The 19,341-nt window shown below is 65.1% G+C and carries 19 protein-coding genes and 1 tRNA gene; 6 read left to right on the top strand and 14 right to left on the bottom strand.

The genetic code is table 11. From position 1 onward, the window contains the following. Window positions 1-52: 52 nt before the first annotated feature. The 3 genes from ACYX4S_RS06145 to ACYX4S_RS06135 all read right to left on the bottom strand — a co-directional run bounded on the left by ACYX4S_RS06145 (window position 53) and on the right by ACYX4S_RS06135 (window position 2,785). Entirely contained in the window at window positions 53-1,033 is a 981-nt protein-coding gene (locus ACYX4S_RS06145) for a FecR family protein (protein ID WP_476362250.1), read from the bottom strand. Window positions 1,034-1,158: 125 nt separating this feature from the next. Beyond that, complete coding sequence (locus ACYX4S_RS06140) at window positions 1,159-1,665, bottom strand: sigma-70 family RNA polymerase sigma factor (RefSeq protein ID WP_476362249.1); 507 nt, start codon at window positions 1,663-1,665, stop codon at window positions 1,159-1,161. Between the two features lie 160 nt (window positions 1,666-1,825). Next, window positions 1,826-2,785 carry a quinone oxidoreductase family protein gene (locus ACYX4S_RS06135; protein WP_476362248.1) on the bottom strand — a complete coding sequence of 320 codons (960 nt, stop codon included), beginning with the start codon at window positions 2,783-2,785 and terminating at the stop codon, window positions 1,826-1,828. 94 nt (window positions 2,786-2,879) lie between these two features. Here ACYX4S_RS06135 and ACYX4S_RS06130 point away from each other — a divergent pair, with 94 nt between their 5' ends. Next, window positions 2,880-3,725, top strand: coding sequence for a LysR family transcriptional regulator (locus ACYX4S_RS06130; protein ID WP_476362247.1), 846 nt, complete (start codon window positions 2,880-2,882; stop codon window positions 3,723-3,725). A 56-nt stretch (window positions 3,726-3,781) separates the two neighbouring features. Here ACYX4S_RS06130 and ACYX4S_RS06125 read toward each other — a convergent pair. After that, window positions 3,782-3,871, bottom strand: a tRNA-Ser gene (locus ACYX4S_RS06125). Between the two features lie 308 nt (window positions 3,872-4,179). Here ACYX4S_RS06125 and ACYX4S_RS06120 point away from each other — a divergent pair. From ACYX4S_RS06120 to ACYX4S_RS06105, 4 genes are all read left to right on the top strand, one after another. Continuing rightward, complete coding sequence (locus tag ACYX4S_RS06120; RefSeq protein WP_476362246.1) at window positions 4,180-5,553, top strand: hypothetical protein; 1,374 nt, start codon at window positions 4,180-4,182, stop codon at window positions 5,551-5,553. Window positions 5,554-5,629: 76 nt separating this feature from the next. Continuing rightward, on the top strand, window positions 5,630-6,511 hold the full coding sequence (locus tag ACYX4S_RS06115; protein WP_476362245.1) for a DNA adenine methylase: 882 nt from the start codon (window positions 5,630-5,632) through the stop codon (window positions 6,509-6,511). A gap of 472 nt (window positions 6,512-6,983) precedes the next feature. Beyond that, window positions 6,984-7,799, top strand: coding sequence for a hypothetical protein (locus ACYX4S_RS06110; protein ID WP_476362244.1), 816 nt, complete (start codon window positions 6,984-6,986; stop codon window positions 7,797-7,799). 18 nt (window positions 7,800-7,817) lie between these two features. Beyond that, window positions 7,818-8,732: a hypothetical protein gene (locus tag ACYX4S_RS06105; protein ID WP_476362243.1), complete on the top strand. Its 915-nt coding sequence runs from the start codon at window positions 7,818-7,820 to the stop codon at window positions 8,730-8,732. Window positions 8,733-8,958: 226 nt separating this feature from the next. Here the strand turns inward: ACYX4S_RS06105 and ACYX4S_RS06100 are convergent, their stop codons facing one another. Beyond that, complete coding sequence (locus ACYX4S_RS06100; RefSeq protein ID WP_422069072.1) at window positions 8,959-9,228, bottom strand: hypothetical protein; 270 nt, start codon at window positions 9,226-9,228, stop codon at window positions 8,959-8,961. Window positions 9,229-9,679: 451 nt separating this feature from the next. On the opposite strand from ACYX4S_RS06100, the gene ACYX4S_RS06095 reads away from it, so the two are divergent. After that, complete coding sequence (locus tag ACYX4S_RS06095) at window positions 9,680-10,126, top strand: DUF2147 domain-containing protein (protein ID WP_476362242.1); 447 nt, start codon at window positions 9,680-9,682, stop codon at window positions 10,124-10,126. Window positions 10,127-10,151: 25 nt separating this feature from the next. On the opposite strand, the gene ACYX4S_RS06090 is transcribed toward ACYX4S_RS06095, so the two are convergent. The 9 genes from ACYX4S_RS06090 to ACYX4S_RS06050 form a co-directional block, all read right to left on the bottom strand. Further along, window positions 10,152-10,670: a GNAT family N-acetyltransferase gene (locus ACYX4S_RS06090; RefSeq protein WP_476362241.1), complete on the bottom strand. Its 519-nt coding sequence runs from the start codon at window positions 10,668-10,670 to the stop codon at window positions 10,152-10,154. 47 nt (window positions 10,671-10,717) lie between these two features. After that, a complete protein-coding gene (locus ACYX4S_RS06085; RefSeq protein WP_476362240.1) occupies window positions 10,718-11,404 on the bottom strand; it encodes a class I SAM-dependent methyltransferase in 687 nt (228 codons plus the stop codon). Further along, window positions 11,401-12,636 (bottom strand): BtaA family protein, encoded by a 1,236-nt coding sequence (locus ACYX4S_RS06080; protein WP_422069076.1) that lies wholly within the window; start codon window positions 12,634-12,636, stop codon window positions 11,401-11,403. Before ACYX4S_RS06080 ends, ACYX4S_RS06085 begins: the two co-directional genes overlap by 4 nt. Window positions 12,637-12,774: 138 nt before the next feature. After that, the gene (locus tag ACYX4S_RS06075) at window positions 12,775-13,563 is read right to left on the bottom strand and encodes a transporter substrate-binding domain-containing protein (RefSeq protein WP_293718412.1); all 789 of its coding nucleotides are present in this window, start codon (window positions 13,561-13,563) and stop codon (window positions 12,775-12,777) included. Between the two features lie 33 nt (window positions 13,564-13,596). Then, window positions 13,597-14,307: an amino acid ABC transporter permease gene (locus ACYX4S_RS06070; RefSeq protein WP_476362239.1), complete on the bottom strand. Its 711-nt coding sequence runs from the start codon at window positions 14,305-14,307 to the stop codon at window positions 13,597-13,599. Beyond that, window positions 14,304-14,981 (bottom strand): amino acid ABC transporter permease, encoded by a 678-nt coding sequence (locus ACYX4S_RS06065; protein WP_293718408.1) that lies wholly within the window; start codon window positions 14,979-14,981, stop codon window positions 14,304-14,306. The genes ACYX4S_RS06070 and ACYX4S_RS06065 overlap by 4 nt, the downstream gene beginning before the upstream one ends. 228 nt (window positions 14,982-15,209) lie before the next feature. Further along, window positions 15,210-17,015, bottom strand: coding sequence for a glucans biosynthesis glucosyltransferase MdoH (gene mdoH, locus ACYX4S_RS06060; protein WP_476362238.1), 1,806 nt, complete (start codon window positions 17,013-17,015; stop codon window positions 15,210-15,212). Window positions 17,016-17,080: 65 nt separating this feature from the next. Continuing rightward, window positions 17,081-17,464: a hypothetical protein gene (locus tag ACYX4S_RS06055; protein WP_476362237.1), complete on the bottom strand. Its 384-nt coding sequence runs from the start codon at window positions 17,462-17,464 to the stop codon at window positions 17,081-17,083. Next, window positions 17,461-19,113, bottom strand: coding sequence for an OpgD/OpgG family glucan biosynthesis protein (locus ACYX4S_RS06050; protein WP_476362236.1), 1,653 nt, complete (start codon window positions 19,111-19,113; stop codon window positions 17,461-17,463). The genes ACYX4S_RS06055 and ACYX4S_RS06050 overlap by 4 nt, the downstream gene beginning before the upstream one ends. Between the last annotated feature and the right edge of the window lie 228 nt (window positions 19,114-19,341).

The following is a 19,341-nucleotide window of genomic DNA, read 5'->3' as shown; positions in this document are numbered from 1 at the left end:
TTTTTTTTCAGAGAAAAATACTCATGTTTTATGATTCAATAAAATCAATGCATTAGATAGATGACAGAATCAGGAGCCATGGACCGGCCTGTCGCAGGACGGCTCCGTGGGCATCCGCCACGGCCCGAAGCGCCCGCACCGGATCCTCGGTCGAATAGACCCCCGAAACACGCTGACGGGCCAGATCCGGCCCGACGACGAGCACGATCCCGGGGTAGTAGCGGCCGATCTCCTCGGCGATGCCGGCGACGCTTTCCTCGTTCGCGCTCAGCAGCCCCTTGCGCCAGCTCGCGACAAATTCCGGCGAGGTCCTGCCCCGCTCCACCGCGCCGCCGCCGCCGAACCGGCTCCAGTCTCCGGGGCTCAGTTCGATCGGCGTGCCCTGCGCGCCGCCCTCCGGCGCGACCCGCACCAGACCGGACGCGACGGCGACGCCGGTCTCGCCTCCCGCCATGCCGACCTCGAAGCTCGTGCCCAGAACCGTCGTTTCGGAACCGTCGGCCTCGACCACGAAGGGACGTGTCTCGTCGCGCGTCACGTCGAAGAATGCCGCGCCGGAGAGAAGCCGCACGCGTCGGCGGCCGGGTTCGAAGGCCACGTCGAGCGCGCTGTCGGCACCAAGCGTCACCGCGGTTCCGTCCTCCAGGCGAACGGTTCTCAGCTCCGCCGTGCCCGTCATGTGGTCGGCGGCGAGCCAGACCAGGAATCCGGGCAGGACAAAAATCGCCACGCAGGCGGCAAGGGCGAGCGCGAAGCCGCCGGCGACCACGCGCCCGGTCCGGCCGCGCCGCGCGGCCACCTCCGCCGCCGGAACGGTGTCTTCCACCGGTTCGTCGCAGCTCTCCATGTCGGGGGATGCGGTTGCGGGCAACTCGCCCAGCAGGTCCCACAGATCGAGCGCCTGCGCATAGGCGCGCGCGTTGGCGGGTGCCTCCGCGCACCACACGCCGATGCGGCGCTGCAGTTGCGTGTCGTCCGGGTCGTCCTTCAGGGCGATGAGCCAGGTCATCGCCGCCCTTGCGCGCGCGTCCATGTCGTCTTGCGGTTTGATGGCCGCATCTCCCTCTTGTCCCGGTGCGGCCGCCCAACCGCGCCGTAGTTCCGGTACGTCCTAGGAAATGGACGTTCCGGCCATCGTGTTTTTCACAAAAAAGCTGCTCATGAGCGCATCGCGAGTCGCCGCCGGCAGTGATCCAGCGCCTGGAACACCAGCGAATGGGCCAGGGTGACGGAGATGTCGAGACGCTCCGCGATCTCCCGCAGTTTCAGCCCCTCGAAGCGGTGCATCTCGAGGGCGCGGCGCGTGCGCTCGGGCAATTCGGAAAGCGCCTCGGCGAGAATGCGCAACTGCTCGCGATGCGCCAGTTCGTCCTCGAGCGACGGCCGGTCCTCGATCGCGTCCTCGACACCGGTGTCGGTGTCGAAGAGGCGTACTTCGCCGGCATGGCGGCGCAGCCAGTCGAGCGCGAGATTCCGGACGATGCGACGCAGGTAGCCGGCCGGCTCCGCGACCTCGCGGGAGGCGGTCGCCTTGCCGAGCCGGATGAAGGCCTCCTGGACGATATCCTCGCCCCGCGCCCTGTCGCCGACGATGGACGCGGCATAGTCGACAAGCTGGCGCCTGTGCAGCCGATACGTCTCGAGGTTTCCTCGGGCGAACCCCAACAGCCGTGTCTCCGCAAGCTTGCCCGTGAACCCGGGCGGGGCCTGGCGTCACCCCAGGCCTTCAGGGGGAGATGGCTTTCGGCTACTCGCAATGGTTTAGGTACTGGAAACCACGGGGCCGCGCAACGCCATGGCGGACGGAATGGCGATGCTCCACCGCTCATGGCAACAGCGCGATGCACCCGCTCACGCGTCCCGCCTCGAGGTCCGTGTGAGCCCTTGCGGCGTCCGCGAGACCGAGGGTTTTCCCCACGCTGGAGACGACGCCCCTGCCGAATGCGTCGATGACCGCCTCACCCGCCCGCACATAGCGCTCGCGGTCAGCCGCATAGGCCATGACGCTCGGCTTCGACAGGGCGACCATTCCCAGGTCGCCGATCCTGATCGGGGGGACCGCCCCCGCGACCCAGCCGATGCTCGCGACAAGGCCGAACGGACGCGCGCACCCGAGCGACCTTGCGAGCATGTCGCCGCCGATCCCGTCGATCACGAAATCGACACCGCGCCCTTCGGTCAGTTCGGCAACCGCGCCTGGAATGTCCGCATCGCGGCCGACGATGACATGGGCGGCCCCGTTGGCCCTGGCCACGGCCGCCTTTTCCTGTGTGCCCGCCGTTCCGATCACCGTCGCGCCGAGATCCACGGCCGCGCGGGTCAGCATCGAGCCAAGCCCGCCGGCGGCGGCATGGACCAGCAGCACCGAGCCGGCCCGCACCGGGTAGCTGGCGCTCAACAGCATATGCGTGGTCAGTCCGCGCAGCATCGATGTTGCCGCCACGTCGAAGGGGATCTCGTCCGGCAACCGAACCGCCCGCCAGGCGGGCAGCAGCCGTGTCGAGGCATAGGCGCCCGGCGCCCCCGCATAGACCACCCGGTCCCCGACACGGATCCCGCCGACATCGGCTCCCGTCGCCTCGACGATCCCCGCCCCCTCGACACCGGGAACGTGCGGTGCGGGCAAGGGATAAAGCCCGCTGCGGTGATAGACGTCGATGAAATTGACGCCGATGGCGTGCTGGCGGACGCGGATTTCGCCACGGCCGGGCGCTTGCGGCGCGGCCTCCAGCACCTCGAACACCTCGGGACCACCGGCCCCCTTCAAACGTACCTGAATATCCATGAGTGCCGTCTCCTTCTTGGGCGGCGATCATGCGGCGGCCGTGGATGGTGAGAAATTCCCTTTATTTTCCCATTCAATGGGAAAATACTCACATATGGATTGGGACGACCTGCGCCATTTCTCCGCCTTTGCGACCCATGGCAGCCTGAGCCGCGCGGCCCAGGGGCTCGGCGTCGAGCACGCGACGGTCTCCCGCCGGATCGCCGCGCTGGAAGCGCATCTCGGGGTCAGGCTGGTGGATCGGCGCGGGCGACGGCTGATGCTGACGCCGGACGGCGAGCGGATCGCCGCGATGGCGGAGGGCATGGGGCGCGATGTGGCGGCGATCGAACGCACCGCCGCCGGCGCGCGTGCCGAACTCGGCGGCACGATCACCGTCAGCGCCCCGCCCGCGTTCGCGGCCGCCCGGCTCGTCGCGCCGCTTGCGGCCTTGCGGCAACGCCATCCCGGTCTCGGGATCCGGCTCGTCGGAGAATCCCGCAGTGCGGCCCTCGACAAGCGCGAGGCCGACATCGCCATCCGTCTCAGCCGGCCGGAACAGGGCGAATTCACGATCACCCGCCTTGGCACGATGGCCTTCCGCCTCTATGCGAGCCCCGCCTATCTGGCCGGAACGCCGGACGCGAAGTGGACCTTCATCGGCTATGACGGGCCCATGGCCTCCGCCCCCCAGCAGGTGAAGCTGCGCGAGATCGCGGCCGGCAGGCCGGTCGCCTTCACCGCCAGCACCACCGAGATTCAACTGGCGGCGGTCAGGGCGGGCACGGGCATCGCGATGCTCCCCGAATTCGTGGCGGAGGACGACACATCCCTGGTTTGCGTGAACGCGAAAGACCCAGCGTTCCGCCGCGAGATCTGGCTGGCCGTCCATTCGGACATGAAAGCCGCGCCGGGGATACGCCTTGCCATCGAGGCGCTGAAGGCAGGCCTCACCCGATAGGCGAGCAGCACAACGCCGTCACGACGACACCAGGGCGGATGCGGATTTTCGAGGAATGGCGGAGAGGAAGGGATTCGAACCCTCGATACCGTCTCCGGTATACTCCCTTAGCAGGGGAGCGCCTTCGACCACTCGGCCACCTCTCCGTGGCGCCTTGGATAGGGTGAAAAACCCGGTGGGTCAAGGCGGTTTGGGCCTTTTGCGGCTTCCCGTCACAGAAAATCATTCATGCAGTTTCGTTCAGAACGGAACGTGAACATGTTGCGAACATGCGCGTCCGATCGCACAAAACCCAAACAATTCTGTTCACGTAACGTTCGCCCATGAGCGCCACCCGCGCCACGACGGAACAGCACCCCATGCCCTCTCGCTATCCCAACGGCACGGGGGTCTATGCCCACTGCCTCAATCCGAGATGCCCCACCACTGGATCGATCACGTCGGACGGCGCGGCATGAAAACTTTTCCACTTGCGCTTTCGGATTCTCTGCACTTGTATTTCCCTCTCAGGTTGCAAGGGATGGGGCTCATGGCAAACTCAAAACGAACCGAGCGTATTGTTCCGCTAGATCGCGTTTTCCTGAATCTAGAGAACCCAAGACACGAGCCGGTGGATACTCAGGAGCAAGCAATCGCATGGCTTTGCGCGAATGAAGAGGTTCCACAGCTCGCCCGCGACATTGCGCAACACGGATTGAGCCCGCTCTATCGGTTCGGCGTAACAAAAGACAATGACGCGAAGGGGGCCGATGCGACATACATCGTCGCAGAAGGAAACCGTCGACTATGCGCTCTCAAGCTCCTGACCGACCCAGATCTTGCACCACCAGAAAAAAAGGCCTTTTTCGAAAAGCAGGCTGCGACTTGGACTCCGATTGCTGAGGTTCCCTGTGTAATCTTCGAAGATATGGATGACCTCGATCTTTGGCTGAAAAGGCACCATCACGGCCCCTCCTCAGGCGTTGGCCTTAAGCCTTGGAGCGCCGATCAGAAGTCGCGTCACAGCGGTACCGGGTCCCGCAACCGGGTTGCACTAGGTTTTTTGGATTGGGCCGAAAAAGAACAATTGATCTCATCCGTCGATCGCCAAAGGCGCTTAACCACCGTTCAGCGGTATTTGGGCAACCCGGTGATGCGCGAGACGATGGGCATCGACGCTAGCGATCCAGATAACATCAATCGCAACCGAACAGAAGACGATGTCACTCTTCTTGCCAAGCGCTTCATTGCTGACATGCTTGACAGCCCACCAAGGGTGACGTCTCGCCAGAACAAAGAAACAATAGAGAACTACGCACGTGAACTCAGTTCTCTACAGGGTCAATCACATCAGAGAGTTGAAGCTGAGCCGCTATTGCAAGAAGAAGAGCCTAAAAAAGTACGTCGACGTGGTCGTCCAGGCAAAGTACGTCGGCCGCAAAAGATACCTTGGAACTCGGATATTGCGGACGGCCTGAAGGCCCTTCGCAATTGGAAGCTGGACAACTTGTACAGATCTCTATGCAGCATTCCTCTTCAGGAAAACACCCCACTTCTCGCTGTCGGGGTCTGGTCATTCTTCGAGACACTGACGGCGAAGATTGGCAAAGAACCAAAAACTGATTTCTTATCATTCCTGAGCAACGTACGACTTGATAGCTACGGGCTTGGTCCGAGAGAAAACATAAAAACACTAAGGGATGCAGTCGAACGTATTCTGCACTACGGAAATACAACCAAGCACCACGACACGTCTGCATCGTTCAACGGTGACCAGCTAGCCAATGACATGGAAGCGCTCGGAGTTTTGATTGTCCAAATGATTGAGGATGCTAAATCTCAACGCTAATGCGATTTGCGCTGGCCGAAAAAAAACACCTTTGGTATCATCGATTTGAATTAAAAGGCGAAAAGGTGGTTCGATCATGGCACGTGCAACCTCACCACTCCGATACCCAGGCGGAAAGACGTGCCTCTATCCGCTCATATCAGAGATATTGAGGAAAAACCGCTTGGAGAGACAGCATTACGCCGAGCCATATGCGGGTGGCGGAGGGCTAGCGCTTGCTCTGCTATATGGCGGACACGTCAGTGATATTCATCTCAATGATGTGGATGCGTCGATCTGGGCTTTTTGGCACGCCGTCCTAGAACATTCAGACGACTTCACGTATCGCATTCGCAAGACACCACTCAGCATCGAAGAATGGCGGGCTCAACGCGCAATTCATTTGGCGATGGATGAGAACGACCCTGTTTCTCTCGGCTTTGCAACGTTCTACCTAAATCGCACCAATCGATCAGGGATCATCAAGGCTGCCGGCGTCATAGGAGGCTTGGATCAGAGCGGACCCTACAAGTTAGACTGCCGATTTAATCGCGAAGACCTTGAGCGTCGGGTTAGACGGATATCGAAGTATAGGAGTAGAATACACCTTTCTAGGCGTGATGCCCTTGCATTCATTAGGGAAAAATCCGCCAAGCTATCAAGCAGGACTTTTTTCTGCGTTGACCCTCCATATTACGCAAAGGGACAGAAACTTTACACGAGCTTTTATGACCCTCAAGACCATGCAGTATTGGCGCGGGAAATTCTCTCTCTTGAGAGTCCGTGGGTGGTAACATATGACAACGCCCCCGCGATTACCCGCCTATATCGTGACCGGAGGCAGTATGAGTTCGATATCAACTACTCTGTTGAAACCAAACGAAGAGGAACCGAGCTCCTGATCGCGTCGAAGGGACTCCGCTTACCATCCTCAGTTCGAGACCGACAGGTCAATCGCCCTCAGTACCGAGCGGCATAAGATTGGCTCCGGAGACCTAAAGTTCCTCAAAAATTTAGCGGACTTCTACTATTTATTCTCGCGCGATCTGAGAGAGATAATCTATTCGTAACGTGTATCGTCTGTTGAATTTATGTCGCATTCTGAATGTATTACTTTATAGTATATGTAATCATTCCCACTTGAGCTTGCCGCACAAACTCACTGCCGTCTCCCCTCACCCGGCGCGATCCCTCGCGCCGGGCTCTTTCATGTCGGCTCTCAGGCGTTCACCCCGCCCCGGTTCCCCCTCCCCCCACCCCGCGTGAGCGCCTGGTCGATGCGCCGGTTTAGCTCCACCTGCCCTTGCCGAATCTCCACCCGCCATCACGCGCCGGCGACCGCGAGATCAACCCATACTTGTCATTTGACCGAATTGACTTCATGAGTTGAATACCCTCCCCTTGCCCCTACGGAAACAAAACCGGCAGGCGGTCCGCAGGGAGGGAAGAGCATGTGCACGATCGGCGTGGTGTTCGAGCCCGGGGCGATCCACACCTTCAAGCAGTGCGACCTCATCCCGACGACGAGCTTCAACGAGCCCGCCGTCCGGATGGGCACCAACGGGGTGCAGAGCTATATCGCGCTGACGCGCGGCAGCGGACAGGGGCGGATCTGGGCAGGGGTCAACAGTTCCGGCGTCGCCTTCGTGGCCGCCGACGCCTACACCACCTCGGCCAACTACTACGTCACCGACGCCCAGACGGACGCGCTTTTCGAGGCCTACGAGAAGAGCATCGCCGCCTGCACCACGGCGAGCGACGCGGCCGACCATCTCTCTGCCTTCTACACCTCCATGGGTGGCGCGGGCGCCTTTCCCGCGCCCGACATCGCCATGTTCACCGGCTTCGCGGACACGGCGCAGAGCGTGCCCGTCTCGATTTTCCTGGAATACATGCCCGGCCCCAACGCCCATGAGCCGGTGCGCCGCATCGTGCGCACGGACGGACACTTCGCCTCCACCAACGCCTTCCGCATCCAGCCCGAGGCGATCGCCTACGCCGCCAACCACTCCACCTACCTGCGCCTGCAGCGCGCGGAAACGATCCTTCAGCAGGACCCGACCCGCAACGGCATCCTCACCGTGCTGGGCGACCAGTATTACGGCCCGACGGAGCTTTCCATCTGCCGGGAGACGGCATGGCCCGGCGAGGAGTTCCGCACGCAGGCGACGGCGCTGTTTTCCGTCCCCGCCGGAGGGGCACCCGCGCTCGACTACCAGATCAACGGCAATCCCCGCACCAATCCGCTCAAACCCTTCAAGACCTGAGCAGGGAAGGATCCAGCCATGAACACCGCAGGCACCGGCACGCTCCCCAAACTCGCCGTCACACGCACGGACAATCCGGCCGAGCCGCTTCCCGACGGCACGTTCCGCTTCGTGGACCAGGGCAACTATCTCATCACCGGGCTGCCCGGGCTCGGCTCGCGCCTCACGCTGTATTCCGACAGCGCCACCTCCTGCATCATCGTCGCGATCCTGGGCACGCACGCGGACGGCGACACATTCGTCGCCCTCGCCCATCTGGACAGCGCGCCCTGCATCGAGAGTTTCTTCCAGGTGCTTGTCGAGCGCGGCTGCACAAACCTGCAGATCGCCGCGCAGGGCGCCAATCCGCCCGACAACGACACCGCCAGAACCAATGCGGCGGCACTCAGGGGCGTCATCGAAAAACTCGGCTCACGGGTGCTTTCCTCCACCCTCTTCCTGCTCGAGGGCGATCCGCGCCAGGACAATCGCGGCGATTTCGGCATCACCGTCTCGCCGAACTGGGAGACGACCGCCACCAACCAGCCCTATGCGCTGACCCTGCCGGACCGCGATCCGACCTGCGGCGGCCAGTCGGTCTACTGCATCATGCGCCGGCAGGAGCATCCTCCGGTGGAGATCCGCAACGCCGCCCTGCCCTTCACCCATGACGAGCTGGTGGCGCTGTCGTCCATCGCGATCTCGTTCCGCAAGGACGCGAACGACCCGACGACCGCCTTCACGAACATCGTCAACATGGAGAGCGAGGCAATCCGCCAGGCGTGGTCCACGACCCCGCAGTACGAGGCGCCGTGGTTTTCCGACGAACTCAAGCAGGGGGTGTGTTTCGCCATCGCCATGGCGCCCGTGGTCACGCTCAGCGCGACATGGCTCGTGCCCGTCGGCGAACGGCCCTTCGCGCGCATGGCCGCGGCGCTTGCCCGGGCGCGCTGACGCGCGGACGGGTGATGCAGGGAGAGAGAAAGAAAAGATGCGGCCACGGCGCGGGATGCCCGCGGCTCGGGCGATCACGCGTCGGGGCGGTTCCGGCGTGCCCGGGCGGGTTTGCCCGGGAGAAAGGGCGATGCATGCGGCATCGCGGCTACGGTCGCGCCATCCGGGCGCGCGGCAGTCGGGCCCCTGCCCCTGGCGGACGAGCGCGAGACGCCTGTGTCCGGCCTCAATGCAGCGTCAGCCACTCACGAGCCGCACGCTGGGCTTCGGCGATCTCCGAGGCGCTCAGTTCCTCGGCGATCTCGCGGCGGTAGCGCACCGCGTCGCCACAGCCCTTGGAGGCGGCGATGTTGAACCACTTGTGCGCGGCCACCAGGTCCGCCGTGCCACCGCGTCCGCTGGCGCAGTCCAGCCCCATCTGCAGCAGGATGTCCGCCGTCACCGTCTGGCCGCCCATCGCGGCAAGATCGGGAGCTCCAAGATCCAAACGAGCCATGTCACACTCCTTGTCTCATCATTGGCCTCCGGCCTTCTGCCGGAGTTCTTGAGTTGCGAAGGTCCGGGATGTCTTCCGGGTCAATCTTCACCTTCGAGTGTGCCCCCGCCCCTTCAACGACGTCTTAAAAAGCAGGCTTAACAGGGCGAAAACGACTTGAATACGAAGTGTAAACTTCATCATCCGTTCACCTCGAATCTCCGAAAAGACGTGGAAATTCATGGGCCTTTTCCTCAAAGGCCGGAAATGCGCGAAAGAAAGCGTTCACCCTGACGAAAAGAGGCGCGGAAAAGCGGCCGCCGTTTGCCTCGCGGCCTGCCGTCGCGGCCACCGGGAGACGGCACCTCCCGCGCGGCGAAAATCCTCTGGCAAGGCCCGGAGCGTTCCGCTACCCTCCGTTTACGTAAAGGGAATGCACAAGACATTCCCGCGTGATCGGGAGGAGGTCCTCATGACAATCGGCGGCACCCGCTTTCTGCAAGTGGTCCGGGGCGCTTCGGCGGCTCTGGCGTTTACGTTTATCGCCGGGATGGCGGCGCCCCAGGCGCTGGCGGCGGATGCGACCGGGGAATGGGTTCGCCCGAGCGGCAGCTCCAAGATCCGCATCGCGCCCTGCGGCGGCGCCCTGTGTGGAAAGCTGGTCTGGCTGCGCGAGCCGCGCAAGGACACGAAGAACCCCGATCCCGCGAAGCGCTCGCGCTCGCTGGTCGGCACGCGCACGGTCCTGGGCATGAAGCCAAACGGCGCCAAATCGTGGAAGGGCAAGGTCTACAACGCCGAGGACGGCAAGACCTACACCGGCGTCATGACGCTGGTGAACGACAACGCGCTCAAGCTGGAAGGCTGCGTTCTCGGCGGGCTCATCTGCAAGGGCGAGACCTGGAAGCGCGCCCGCTGAGCACCGGCGCGCTCGCCGCCCGCGGTCACAGCATCCGCTTGAAACCAAGATGCGAGGGCTCATATCCGAGCCGCTCGTAGAAGGCGTGGGCGCGCGTGCGCTGCGCGTTGGAGGCAAGCTGCATCAGCACGCAACCCCTCTCCCGTGCCCGCTCCTCTGCGAACGCCATCATGCGCGCGCCGAGGCCCCGGCTGCGCATGGACGGATCCACGTGCACGCTTTCCACCTGCGCACGCGGCCGGCCCGAGAAGGAGAGCCCGTCCAGGACGGTGAGTTCGAACATGCCGACGATCTCGCCCGGCCCCATGCCCGGCAGCCGCGCCACATGCAGCACCGTGCGCCCGCCCTCGCGCATCCGCGCGAAGGCATCCATATAGGGCGCGAGATCCCCGGCCTCCTGCCCGACCCTGGCCCCGACCGCATTGGCGCTCATCAGACCAACGCAGGCCGCAACATCCGCCTCGACCGCCGGCTCGATCACGAGACCGTCGCCATGCGGGGACGAAGGGAGGGCGGAAGCGGAAGACGTTTCGTCCTGCGACACGGAAGACACCTCGCGACTTGTTCTGTGCGGAAAGGCGTGCCCGCGCCTCAACGAGGACCGGCGGGTGCGATCACGCCCTGGATGGCATAGCCGCCATAGACCCTGCGCGTGGTCGCGGCAAGCCCGCGCGCGGCCGCCGCCGCCGCCAGCGCCTCGTCGAACCCTGCCCGGGGCTCCACGTGAAAGGCGGCAAGCCAGGCGCGAAACGGCGCGCGCAGGATGCCCGGATAGCGCTCCATCTGCCCGAAATCGACCACGGAAAGCCGCCCTTCCGGGCCCAGCGCCGCGACACCGGCGGCAATTGCCTCGCGCCAGGGCGGGATCATGGAGAGCGCGTAGGACAGAAACACGCGCTCCACCGCCGGCTGGCCGAACAGCGCCTGGAGGTCGAAGTCGCTGGCGTCGGCGCGCGCAAGGCGGATGCGGTCGGCAAGTCCCGCCCGTGCGACGCTGCGTTCCGCCTCGCCCAGCATCTGCGAGGAAATGTCGATGCCGAGAAAGCGGGCCTCCGGATGCCGCCGCGCCGCCAGGATCAGGTTGCGCGCGGTCCCGCATCCAAGCTCCAGAACCGTGCCGCCGGCCGGCGGATCGAGCTCGCGGACAAGCCGGTCGCGGCCAAGCAGATAGTATTTCCGGGTCGCGTCGTAGATCGGTCGCTGCCAGCGGTAGATGGCGTCCATCAGGTCGCCGGTATCGGACCCTTCCGCCGATCCGTGCTCCCCCGCCCCGCTCATGAGGCGGGACGCTCGTAGATGTGGAAGCCGCCATAGATCGACGAGCGGTCCCTGTGGCCGAGCGCGCGCGAGCGTTCCGCGTCATAGGTCCACCTGGCCAGCGTCTCGGGCGCGACCCGCCCCGGCAGAAGGCTCGGCTCGGCGGCGGTGCGGAAAACGACCCGTGCGCCGGGGCGCGCCGTCCGGGTGATCTCGCGCCACAGGGCGTTGAGCACCTCGTCGTTCATCCAGTCCTGCGCATCCAGCAGCACATAGCGGTCGACGGTGTTTTCCGGCAGGCTCGCCAGATGGTCGGTGAAGGAGCGATTGAGCACGTTCACCCGCTCGGCGCGCGTGCGCACCGTGTCGAAATGCTCCGCGCGAAGGTAGGGCGGCAGCGGCCCGGCCTCGTCGCTGGCGTAGCCGCGCCCGAACGCCTGCCAGGCGAAATAGTTCTCCGACAGCGGGAAGCCGCAGGCGAGCCGCTCCAGCCGCTCGCGCAGCACCGTGGCCATGGATCCGCCCCCGGCAAGCACCTCGTATTGCGCCGGCGGGATGCCGAGCCCGTAGAGCGACACGCGCTTGGAGGTGGCCCAGCGCACCATGCGCTTGTCGAAGAGCGGCGCCAGCGCCTTGTCGAAGTAGCTCCGCTGCTCCTCCATGGAGCGCGCGCGCAGCATGTCCCGGGGATCGATGCCGTAGACACGGGCGACGAGATGCCCGGCGCCTATGAAATAGCCGAGCAGCCCGTGGTGATAGAGATCGCGGGCGAACAGCGTGATGCGCTTGCGTCCCGTGATGTCGCGCTTCTCCCAGTAGGTGCGGCTTTCCTCGTCGAGCTGGTCGCGCAGAAAGCGGTTGTAGGCGGCGACATTGGCCTTTTCGTCGGCCTTGCCGAAGAAGCGGTAGAAGGCGGCGTGATCGGGCAGGCTGCGCGCCGCCGTCAGCTTCAGCCGGGTGAGCGCCACATGGGCACGGTTGAGGTCGACGGCGGTGATCTCGCGCGGATTGGCCGTCAGGTAGGAGAGGATGTTGCAGCCGCCGGAGGCGATGGCGACGATCCGGTGGTGCGGCTCGATCTCGAGCGCTTCCATGTCGATCTCGGGATCTTCCCAGATCTGCGGGTAGACAAGTCCCTTGAAGGCCCAGGTGAAGAGCCGCTCGAGCACGCCCTCCCCGGACAGAGCCTTGTTCTGGTGCACGGCTTCGCCAATCAGCGCGCCGCGTCCCCGGGCCTTGCTCGCAGAAAGCATCTCGTCACTCCCGACTCGTTGGGATCTGGTCTGCTGAGCCGGGTAAGACTTTCGCGTAACGGCATGATGACAACGCTTCGCGAAGGAGGCCGGACGCGCGGAAATACGCCGCGCGTCCGGCGAAAGCGAAGGGCTCCCTTACAGTGCGGGAAGCGGGGGAAGCGGCGTCTCGAGCCACTTCCTCGACAGCCCGTCCAGCTTGCCGTTCAGCTTCTTGTGCAACACGAAGACGTTGACCCACTGCAGCAGGTCGATGTTGCCGGTCTTCACGCCGATGAAGGAGGGTGAGTTGGCGATGATGAACTTGTTTTCCAGCTTGAAGTCCGGGTTCTCCTTGGAGATCCCGAGCGCGATCATGTTGCCGGTGACGATGACGTCGGCCTGGCCCGAGACATAGGCGGCGATGGTCGCGGCATTGTCGCCAAAGCGGATGAGTTCGGCGTCCTCCGGCGCGTCGGCCGTGATGGCGAGGTCCTCAAGCGTGCCGCTGGTGACGGCGACCTTCTTGCCCGCCAGGTCGGCGATGGAGGAGACCTCCACGCCCGGCTTGCCGAAGGCGCCGGAGAAGAAGGGCGCGTAGGCGCTGGAGAACCAGATCGACTTCGCCCGCTCCGGATTGGCGCCCAGCGTCGCCACGACGAGATCCACCCGGTCGGTCTCGAGGAAGGGAATGCGCTGCTTGGAGGTTACCGGGACCAGCTCCAGCTCGACCCCCAAGTCCTCGGCGATCATGTTCGCCACGTCGATGTCGTATCCCTCGTATTCGCCCTCGGCCCCCAGCGATCCGAAGGGCGGGAAGTTCTCGGGCGTGCCGATCCGGATCTTGCCGGCGGCGAGGATGTCCTTCAGTTCGGCCGCGGCCGGCGACGCCAGCATCATCGTGGCGGCAACCGCCACTCCGGCCAGTCCGGCGAGTTTCTTCAGCATTGCGGGCACTCCCTTGCGTTCGGTTGGAAAGGATCAGGCGGCGGCCGAGGCCCCGCCCTTCGTCTTCGGAGAGCCGAGACGCTTTTCCAGGCGTCTCGACCAGACCGACAGGGGAAAGCAGAGGGCGAAATAGATCATCGCCATCAGCGGATAGATGAGGAACGGCTGGGTGCCCGGCACCGGAGCGTTCGCCCAGCGCCGTCCGATCGCCATGAGATCGTGGAAGCCGATGATGTAGGCGAGCGAGGTGCCCTTGATGATCTGCACCATGAAACCGACCGTCGGCGCGATGGCGAGACGGAACGCCTGCGGCAGCACGATCAGGAGCATGATCTGGCCAAGGTGCAGGCCGAGCGCCTTGCCCCCTTCCACCTGGCCCTGCGGCACCGCCATGATCGCGCCGCGCCAGACCTCGGAGAGATAGGCGCTGGCATAGAGCGTGAGCGCCACGGTCGCCGCGTGCCAGGGGTCGACGGTCACGGCGAAAAGCCGTGGAATGCCGAGGCCGAACAGGAACAGGAGCATGAGGAGCGGCACGGACTGGAACAGCCATATGTAGGCCGCGCAGACGCTGCGCGCGACGCGCGGCGGCGAAACCCGTCCCGCCGTCACCATCAGGCCGAGCGCCCCGCCCCCCACGAAGGCGATCAGCGACAGGTAGACGGTGAACTGCGCCGCCTCGAGTAGCTGGAAGACGACGATGCCGAAAGGCTTGCCGAGAAGGTCGACGAACAGGTCTTTCATCGCGTGGCCTTCCACTTGAACAGGCGGTCGTGGGCGAGGGCCAGCAGCGTCTTGAACATCAGCGACATGGCGACATAGATCACCGTCAGCGTGAAGAAGACCTCGAACGAGCGGAAACTGCGGCTGTCGATGTAGAGCCCGGCCCATGTCAGGTCGGGCACGCCGATTTCCGAGATCACACCCGTCGTCAGGAACAGGAAGATGAACTGGCTGTTGAGCGAGGGGAACATGGACGCCACGGCCTGCGGGAACAGGATCCGGGTGAAACCGAGCCACTTCGGAAGGCCCAGCGCGGCGGCGGCCTCCTCCTGTCCGGCGGAGATGGCAGCGAGCCCCGCCCGCAGGATCTCGGCGAAATAGGCGGAGAAGTTCAGCGTCAGCGCCAGGAGCGCATGGGCCCAGAACGGCCATTGGTAGCCAAGCAGCAGCGGCAGGCCGAAGGCGACGAAGAACATCTGCACGATGAGGGGCGTGTTGCGGATGAACTCCACGTAGACGGCGGCAAGCGGAGCGAGGACCGGCACCCGGTAGTAGCGCGTCGCCGCGATGACCCCGGCGAGGAGGAAGCCCGCGATCCCGCCCGTGATCGTGAGCGCGCCACTGACGGCGGCCCCCTCGAGCAGCAGGAGCAGATACTCCGTGCTGCGATAGATCTCGAAGAACCGCAAGTCCACTGCGCACGCCCCCCGGATGCGGCGACCCCGCCGTGCGGTCGGCACGCGGCGTCACGTCATGTCGGGAGAGGCGATGCAGGGGCCATGCCAGTTGTGACAGGGAAACATTTTCGCGCCCGAAGGCGCGCGTGCGCGCCATCCCCTTGCGGAAAAAGACGGGATTCGCGCCAGCCTGCCCGATCGTTGGGCAGGCAAGAGGTTTCGGCGACCCGGGTCTGGAGAGCAGTGTCAGGCGGCGGCGCTGCGCGGCCGGTCGTCGTCCGTTTCGCCGGAGCGGTAGACGCCAAGCGCGCATGTCGCGGCGGCGATCACCGGCTCATCCTTCAGCTCCTGCGGGGTGAGCAGAAGCCCGTTGCGCCGCGCGCGCGCGCCGGCAGCCGGGGCCGCCGTCCACCACACGACGAGGGGCGCGAGCACCAGCGGCAACGTGACGGGCAGCAGCCACGCCATCAGCCCGAAGGCGTAATAGTAGGCGAAGACCAGCGTCGCCACGCCGAAGACCGTCATCCACCAGCTTGAGCGCAGGCTCGTCATCCAGTCGAGCGATCCGTCCTCCCGGTCGCTCGACGGCCAGCCGAAATCGGCCCCCGAGAGCACCTGAAACACGGAGCGGCTCTGGAACATCATGTGGATCGGCGCCATCAGCGACGCGAGCAGAAGCTCATAAAGTGCCGAAAGCGACGCGCGCGCGGCGCCCCCATAGTCCGCCGCGCCACGGGTGAGGATCGAGCGCAGGAGCAGCAGCGCCTTGGGCAGGATCAGCAGTCCCACGACGCCGAAGAGCAGCGCCAGTCCCTTTTCCGTTTCGGGATGCGGGAAGCGGGGGAACAGGGATCCGGAGATGAAATAGACCGGCGTGGGCGCGAACAGAGGCGCAACGACACTCGCCGTCAGGAACAGCAGCCACACGGGCGATGCCAGATAGGCCATGATTCCCTGCAGCAGGTTGATGCGGCTCCAGAACGGCAGGCCGGGCGCCATGACGACGCGCGCGTGCTGCAGGTTGCCCTGGCACCAGCGACGGTCCCGCTTGGCATATTCCACCAGATTGGCCGGCGCCTCCTCGTAGGAGCCGTCGAGGTCGGCGTCGAGGCGCACCCGCCAGCCGCCGCGCGCCAGCATCGCCGCCTCCACCGTGTCATGGGACAGGATCTGTCCACCGAAGGGCGGCTTGCCCTTGAGCGCCGGCAGGCCGCAGGTCGCGGCGAATGCGCGCGTGCGAATGAGCGCGTTGTGGCCCCAGAACGGCCCCTGCCGTCCCTGCAGCGCCGCGACGCCGCGCGAGAAGACCGGCGAATAGAAATTCGCCGAAAACTGGATCATGCGGCCGAAGAGCGTCTTGCGCCCGATGATACGCGGCACGGTCTGCAGCAGCCCGAGATCGGGCACGGCCTCCATGCGCCGCACCATCTCCACGATGGTCTCGGCACTCATCAGGCTGTCGGCGTCGAGCACCAGCATGTACTCGTACGCACCGCCGCTGGTGCGGATGAAATCGGCGATGTTGCCGGCCTTGCGTCCCGTGTTCGGCGACCGGTGGCGGTAGAACAGCCGTCCACCCGCGCCAAGCTCGCTCACGGCCTGGCGATGGAGCCGCTTTTCCGCGGCCGCCGCCTCCTCGCGGGTCGAATCCGACAGCACGTGAAAGTCGAAGCAATCCAGCACGCCCGCGTCGTCGAGCGCGCGGTACATGGCGTGAAGGCGGGCGAACACCGCATCCGCCGCCTCGTTGTAGACCGGGATCACGATCGCCGTGCGCCCGTCGGGATGCCCGTCGCGCGCCGGAACGCTTTCATTGGGAAAGATCAGCCCGAGAATGCCGATGCACGCGCCCCACGACAGCCACAGCGCGCAGAACGAAACGAGCGACACACGCACCACGTCGACCCAGTCGAAACCGTCCGCGACCGCCACCGAACCGAACATGGACGCGGCGGCCACGGTGAGGCCGAGGGTCAGAAGAATGGCCCCGGTCCGGCGCAGGCCGACGGAGACGCTCTCTTTGAGGGAGGACTTCGAAACACCCGGTTCCATCCGGCGGCACTCCGGTGATCTGGGACGCCCCCGTCAGGGCATGGGGCAGGGTCGGCGTACCGCCCTCACCTCTCGCCAATGCGGCGACGGCGGGCGAGAAGGCGCAGGCCGGCCAGCCTGGGCAGGAGGGAGGGGCGTGCGCGCTCCAGCGTCTGCACCGGCATGGTCATCGGCGCGCGCGGCGCCGGCAGGCACAGGTTCTCCGCGAGCCGGCGGCGAAGCGCGGCGTCGATCCGCCCCGCGTTCATCCGCTCGACCAGGGCCTTGTCCCCCGCCCCGTCACCCGTGACGTTCGGATGCCCGGCCACCTCGGCGACCGCGCTCTCCAGCGTCGCGTCGTCGAGATCGTACCGGCCGAGGTCCCGGCGCAGGTCGTCGAAAAAGGTCCGGAGCATCGCGGCCGGCTCGGCCTGCGCGATTTCGTGTCCCTGACGGGCGTCTGAGATCATCGTGCGTGTCCCCATTGGTACGTCCAGGTCTCGGACAAGGTCTTGCCGTCGCGAACGAGGGCGGCGGAGAGCTCGACGGGCTTGCTGGCGTCGCTCCGCCTCACATCAACGATCAACCGCCACAAATCGTTCCCCGGCATCTTGGAAAGAATCTTGTGCACCACTTCCCCGTTGCCGACGTTGAGCGCGACGTCCATCGCGGCCTCCTCGCCGAGCCCCTGAAGAGGACCGCCGGTGAAGTCGACCAGGAACTTGCGAACGTCGTCGTCGCTTTCCACCGCCGCGACGCCGCCCTTGCCGGTACGGGTGCGCAGCACATGCGCCAGCGGCACGTCGCCTTCCACGTCCAGCGCCCAGGTCATGCGATAGCGAAGACGGTGCTCGGAGCCCGCCGTCAGGCCGTTTTCCGGCATCCAGAAGGCGACGACATTGTCGTTGGCCTCCGAGTCGGACGGGATCTCGGCCAGGAATACGGACCCCGGCCCCCAGTCGCCCACCGGCTCCACCCACACGGAGGGACGGCGCTCGTAGCGCGCTTCCGTGTCGAGGTAGTGATCCGGCACCCGGTCGCGCTGCAACAGTCCGAAGCCGCGCGGGTTGGTCTCGCCAAAGACGGAAAGCTGAAGCTGGGAGGGGTTGGACAACGGCCGCCACACGCGTTCGCCGCTGGCGCGCAGGATGGCGAGACCGTCGTTGTCATGCACCTCGGGGCGGAAATCGTCGAAGCCCGTGCGGTCGTTCTCGCCGAACAGATACATCGAGGTGAGCGGCGCGAGCCCCAGCCGCGAGACGTCGCCACGCAGGAAGATCGCGGCCTCAACGTCGATGAGCGTCTCGACACCGGGCAGAATGGTGAAGGCGTAGGCGCCCGTGACGCGCGGGCTTTCAAGCTCCGCATAGAAGCGGATCTGGCGCGCGTCCCGCTCAGGCCGCTCGATGTAGAACCGCGTGAAGCGCGGGAACTCCTCCGCCGAGCCGGCGGCGGTGTCGACCGCGAGCCCGCGCGCCGACAGGCCGTAGACGTTGCCCCGTCCCAGCGCGCGGAAATAGCTCGATCCGAGGAAGGTGATCAGCTCGTCGCGATAGTCGTTGCGGTTGAGCGGGTAATGCAGGCGGAAGCCGGAGGCGCCGGGAAAGGCGAGCGCCTCGAAGATCGTGGGATCGAGCGGCGCGCGGTATTCGAAGTCATCGGCTGAAAAGCCCATGGGCCTGGCCTGCCCGTCGACGATCTCGAGAATCTGCACCGTGTGGTCGAAGACCCAGCCGGGATAGAACGCCTGGAGCTCGAAGTTGCGGTTCTCCTCCTTCCACACGGCATGATCGGGACGATAGCGGATGGAGCGGTGGGCGTCGTAGTCGAGCCCGGCCACGACCTCGGGAAGGTCAGCCACATTGTCCACATAGGGCGTTTCGGCCTTCGCCTTCATCCGGGCGACAAGCGCCTCCCAGTCGAAGGGAATACCGGCCGGCGCGGACGGCGCTTCCGCCGCTTCCTGGGCGTCGGCGGGCGCCTGGGCCTGCTGGGCGAAGGCGGGAAAGGCTGCACTCCCCAGAAGCAGGGAGAGAAAACCGGCGCTGGAAGTCAGAAAGCTGCGTTTGTCGATCATCGGCATGTTGGCTGCTGGCACCTCGGAAACGGTTTTCGGCATCGAGGACGAGACACCGCGAAGACGCTTGCAGTGAGGCGGACCGCCTCGCTGCTCGCTTCGCAAGATCCTGCAGCGGTACAAGCGCGGGCCGGCATTCCGACCCCTGTGCTGGCGCAGCATGAAGGCACCCGCCCACACGCGCGTCAGCCCTTGCGCGAATTCACGCATGCAGGGCTATCTCACCAAGATGTTTGAGAAAATCCGGGGCAATCACGGCAATTGGATGGC

The sequence above is a fragment of the Stappia sp. ABD4_338 genome (assembly GCF_056312175.1).
This window is presented reverse-complemented; position numbering and strand designations above follow the sequence as displayed.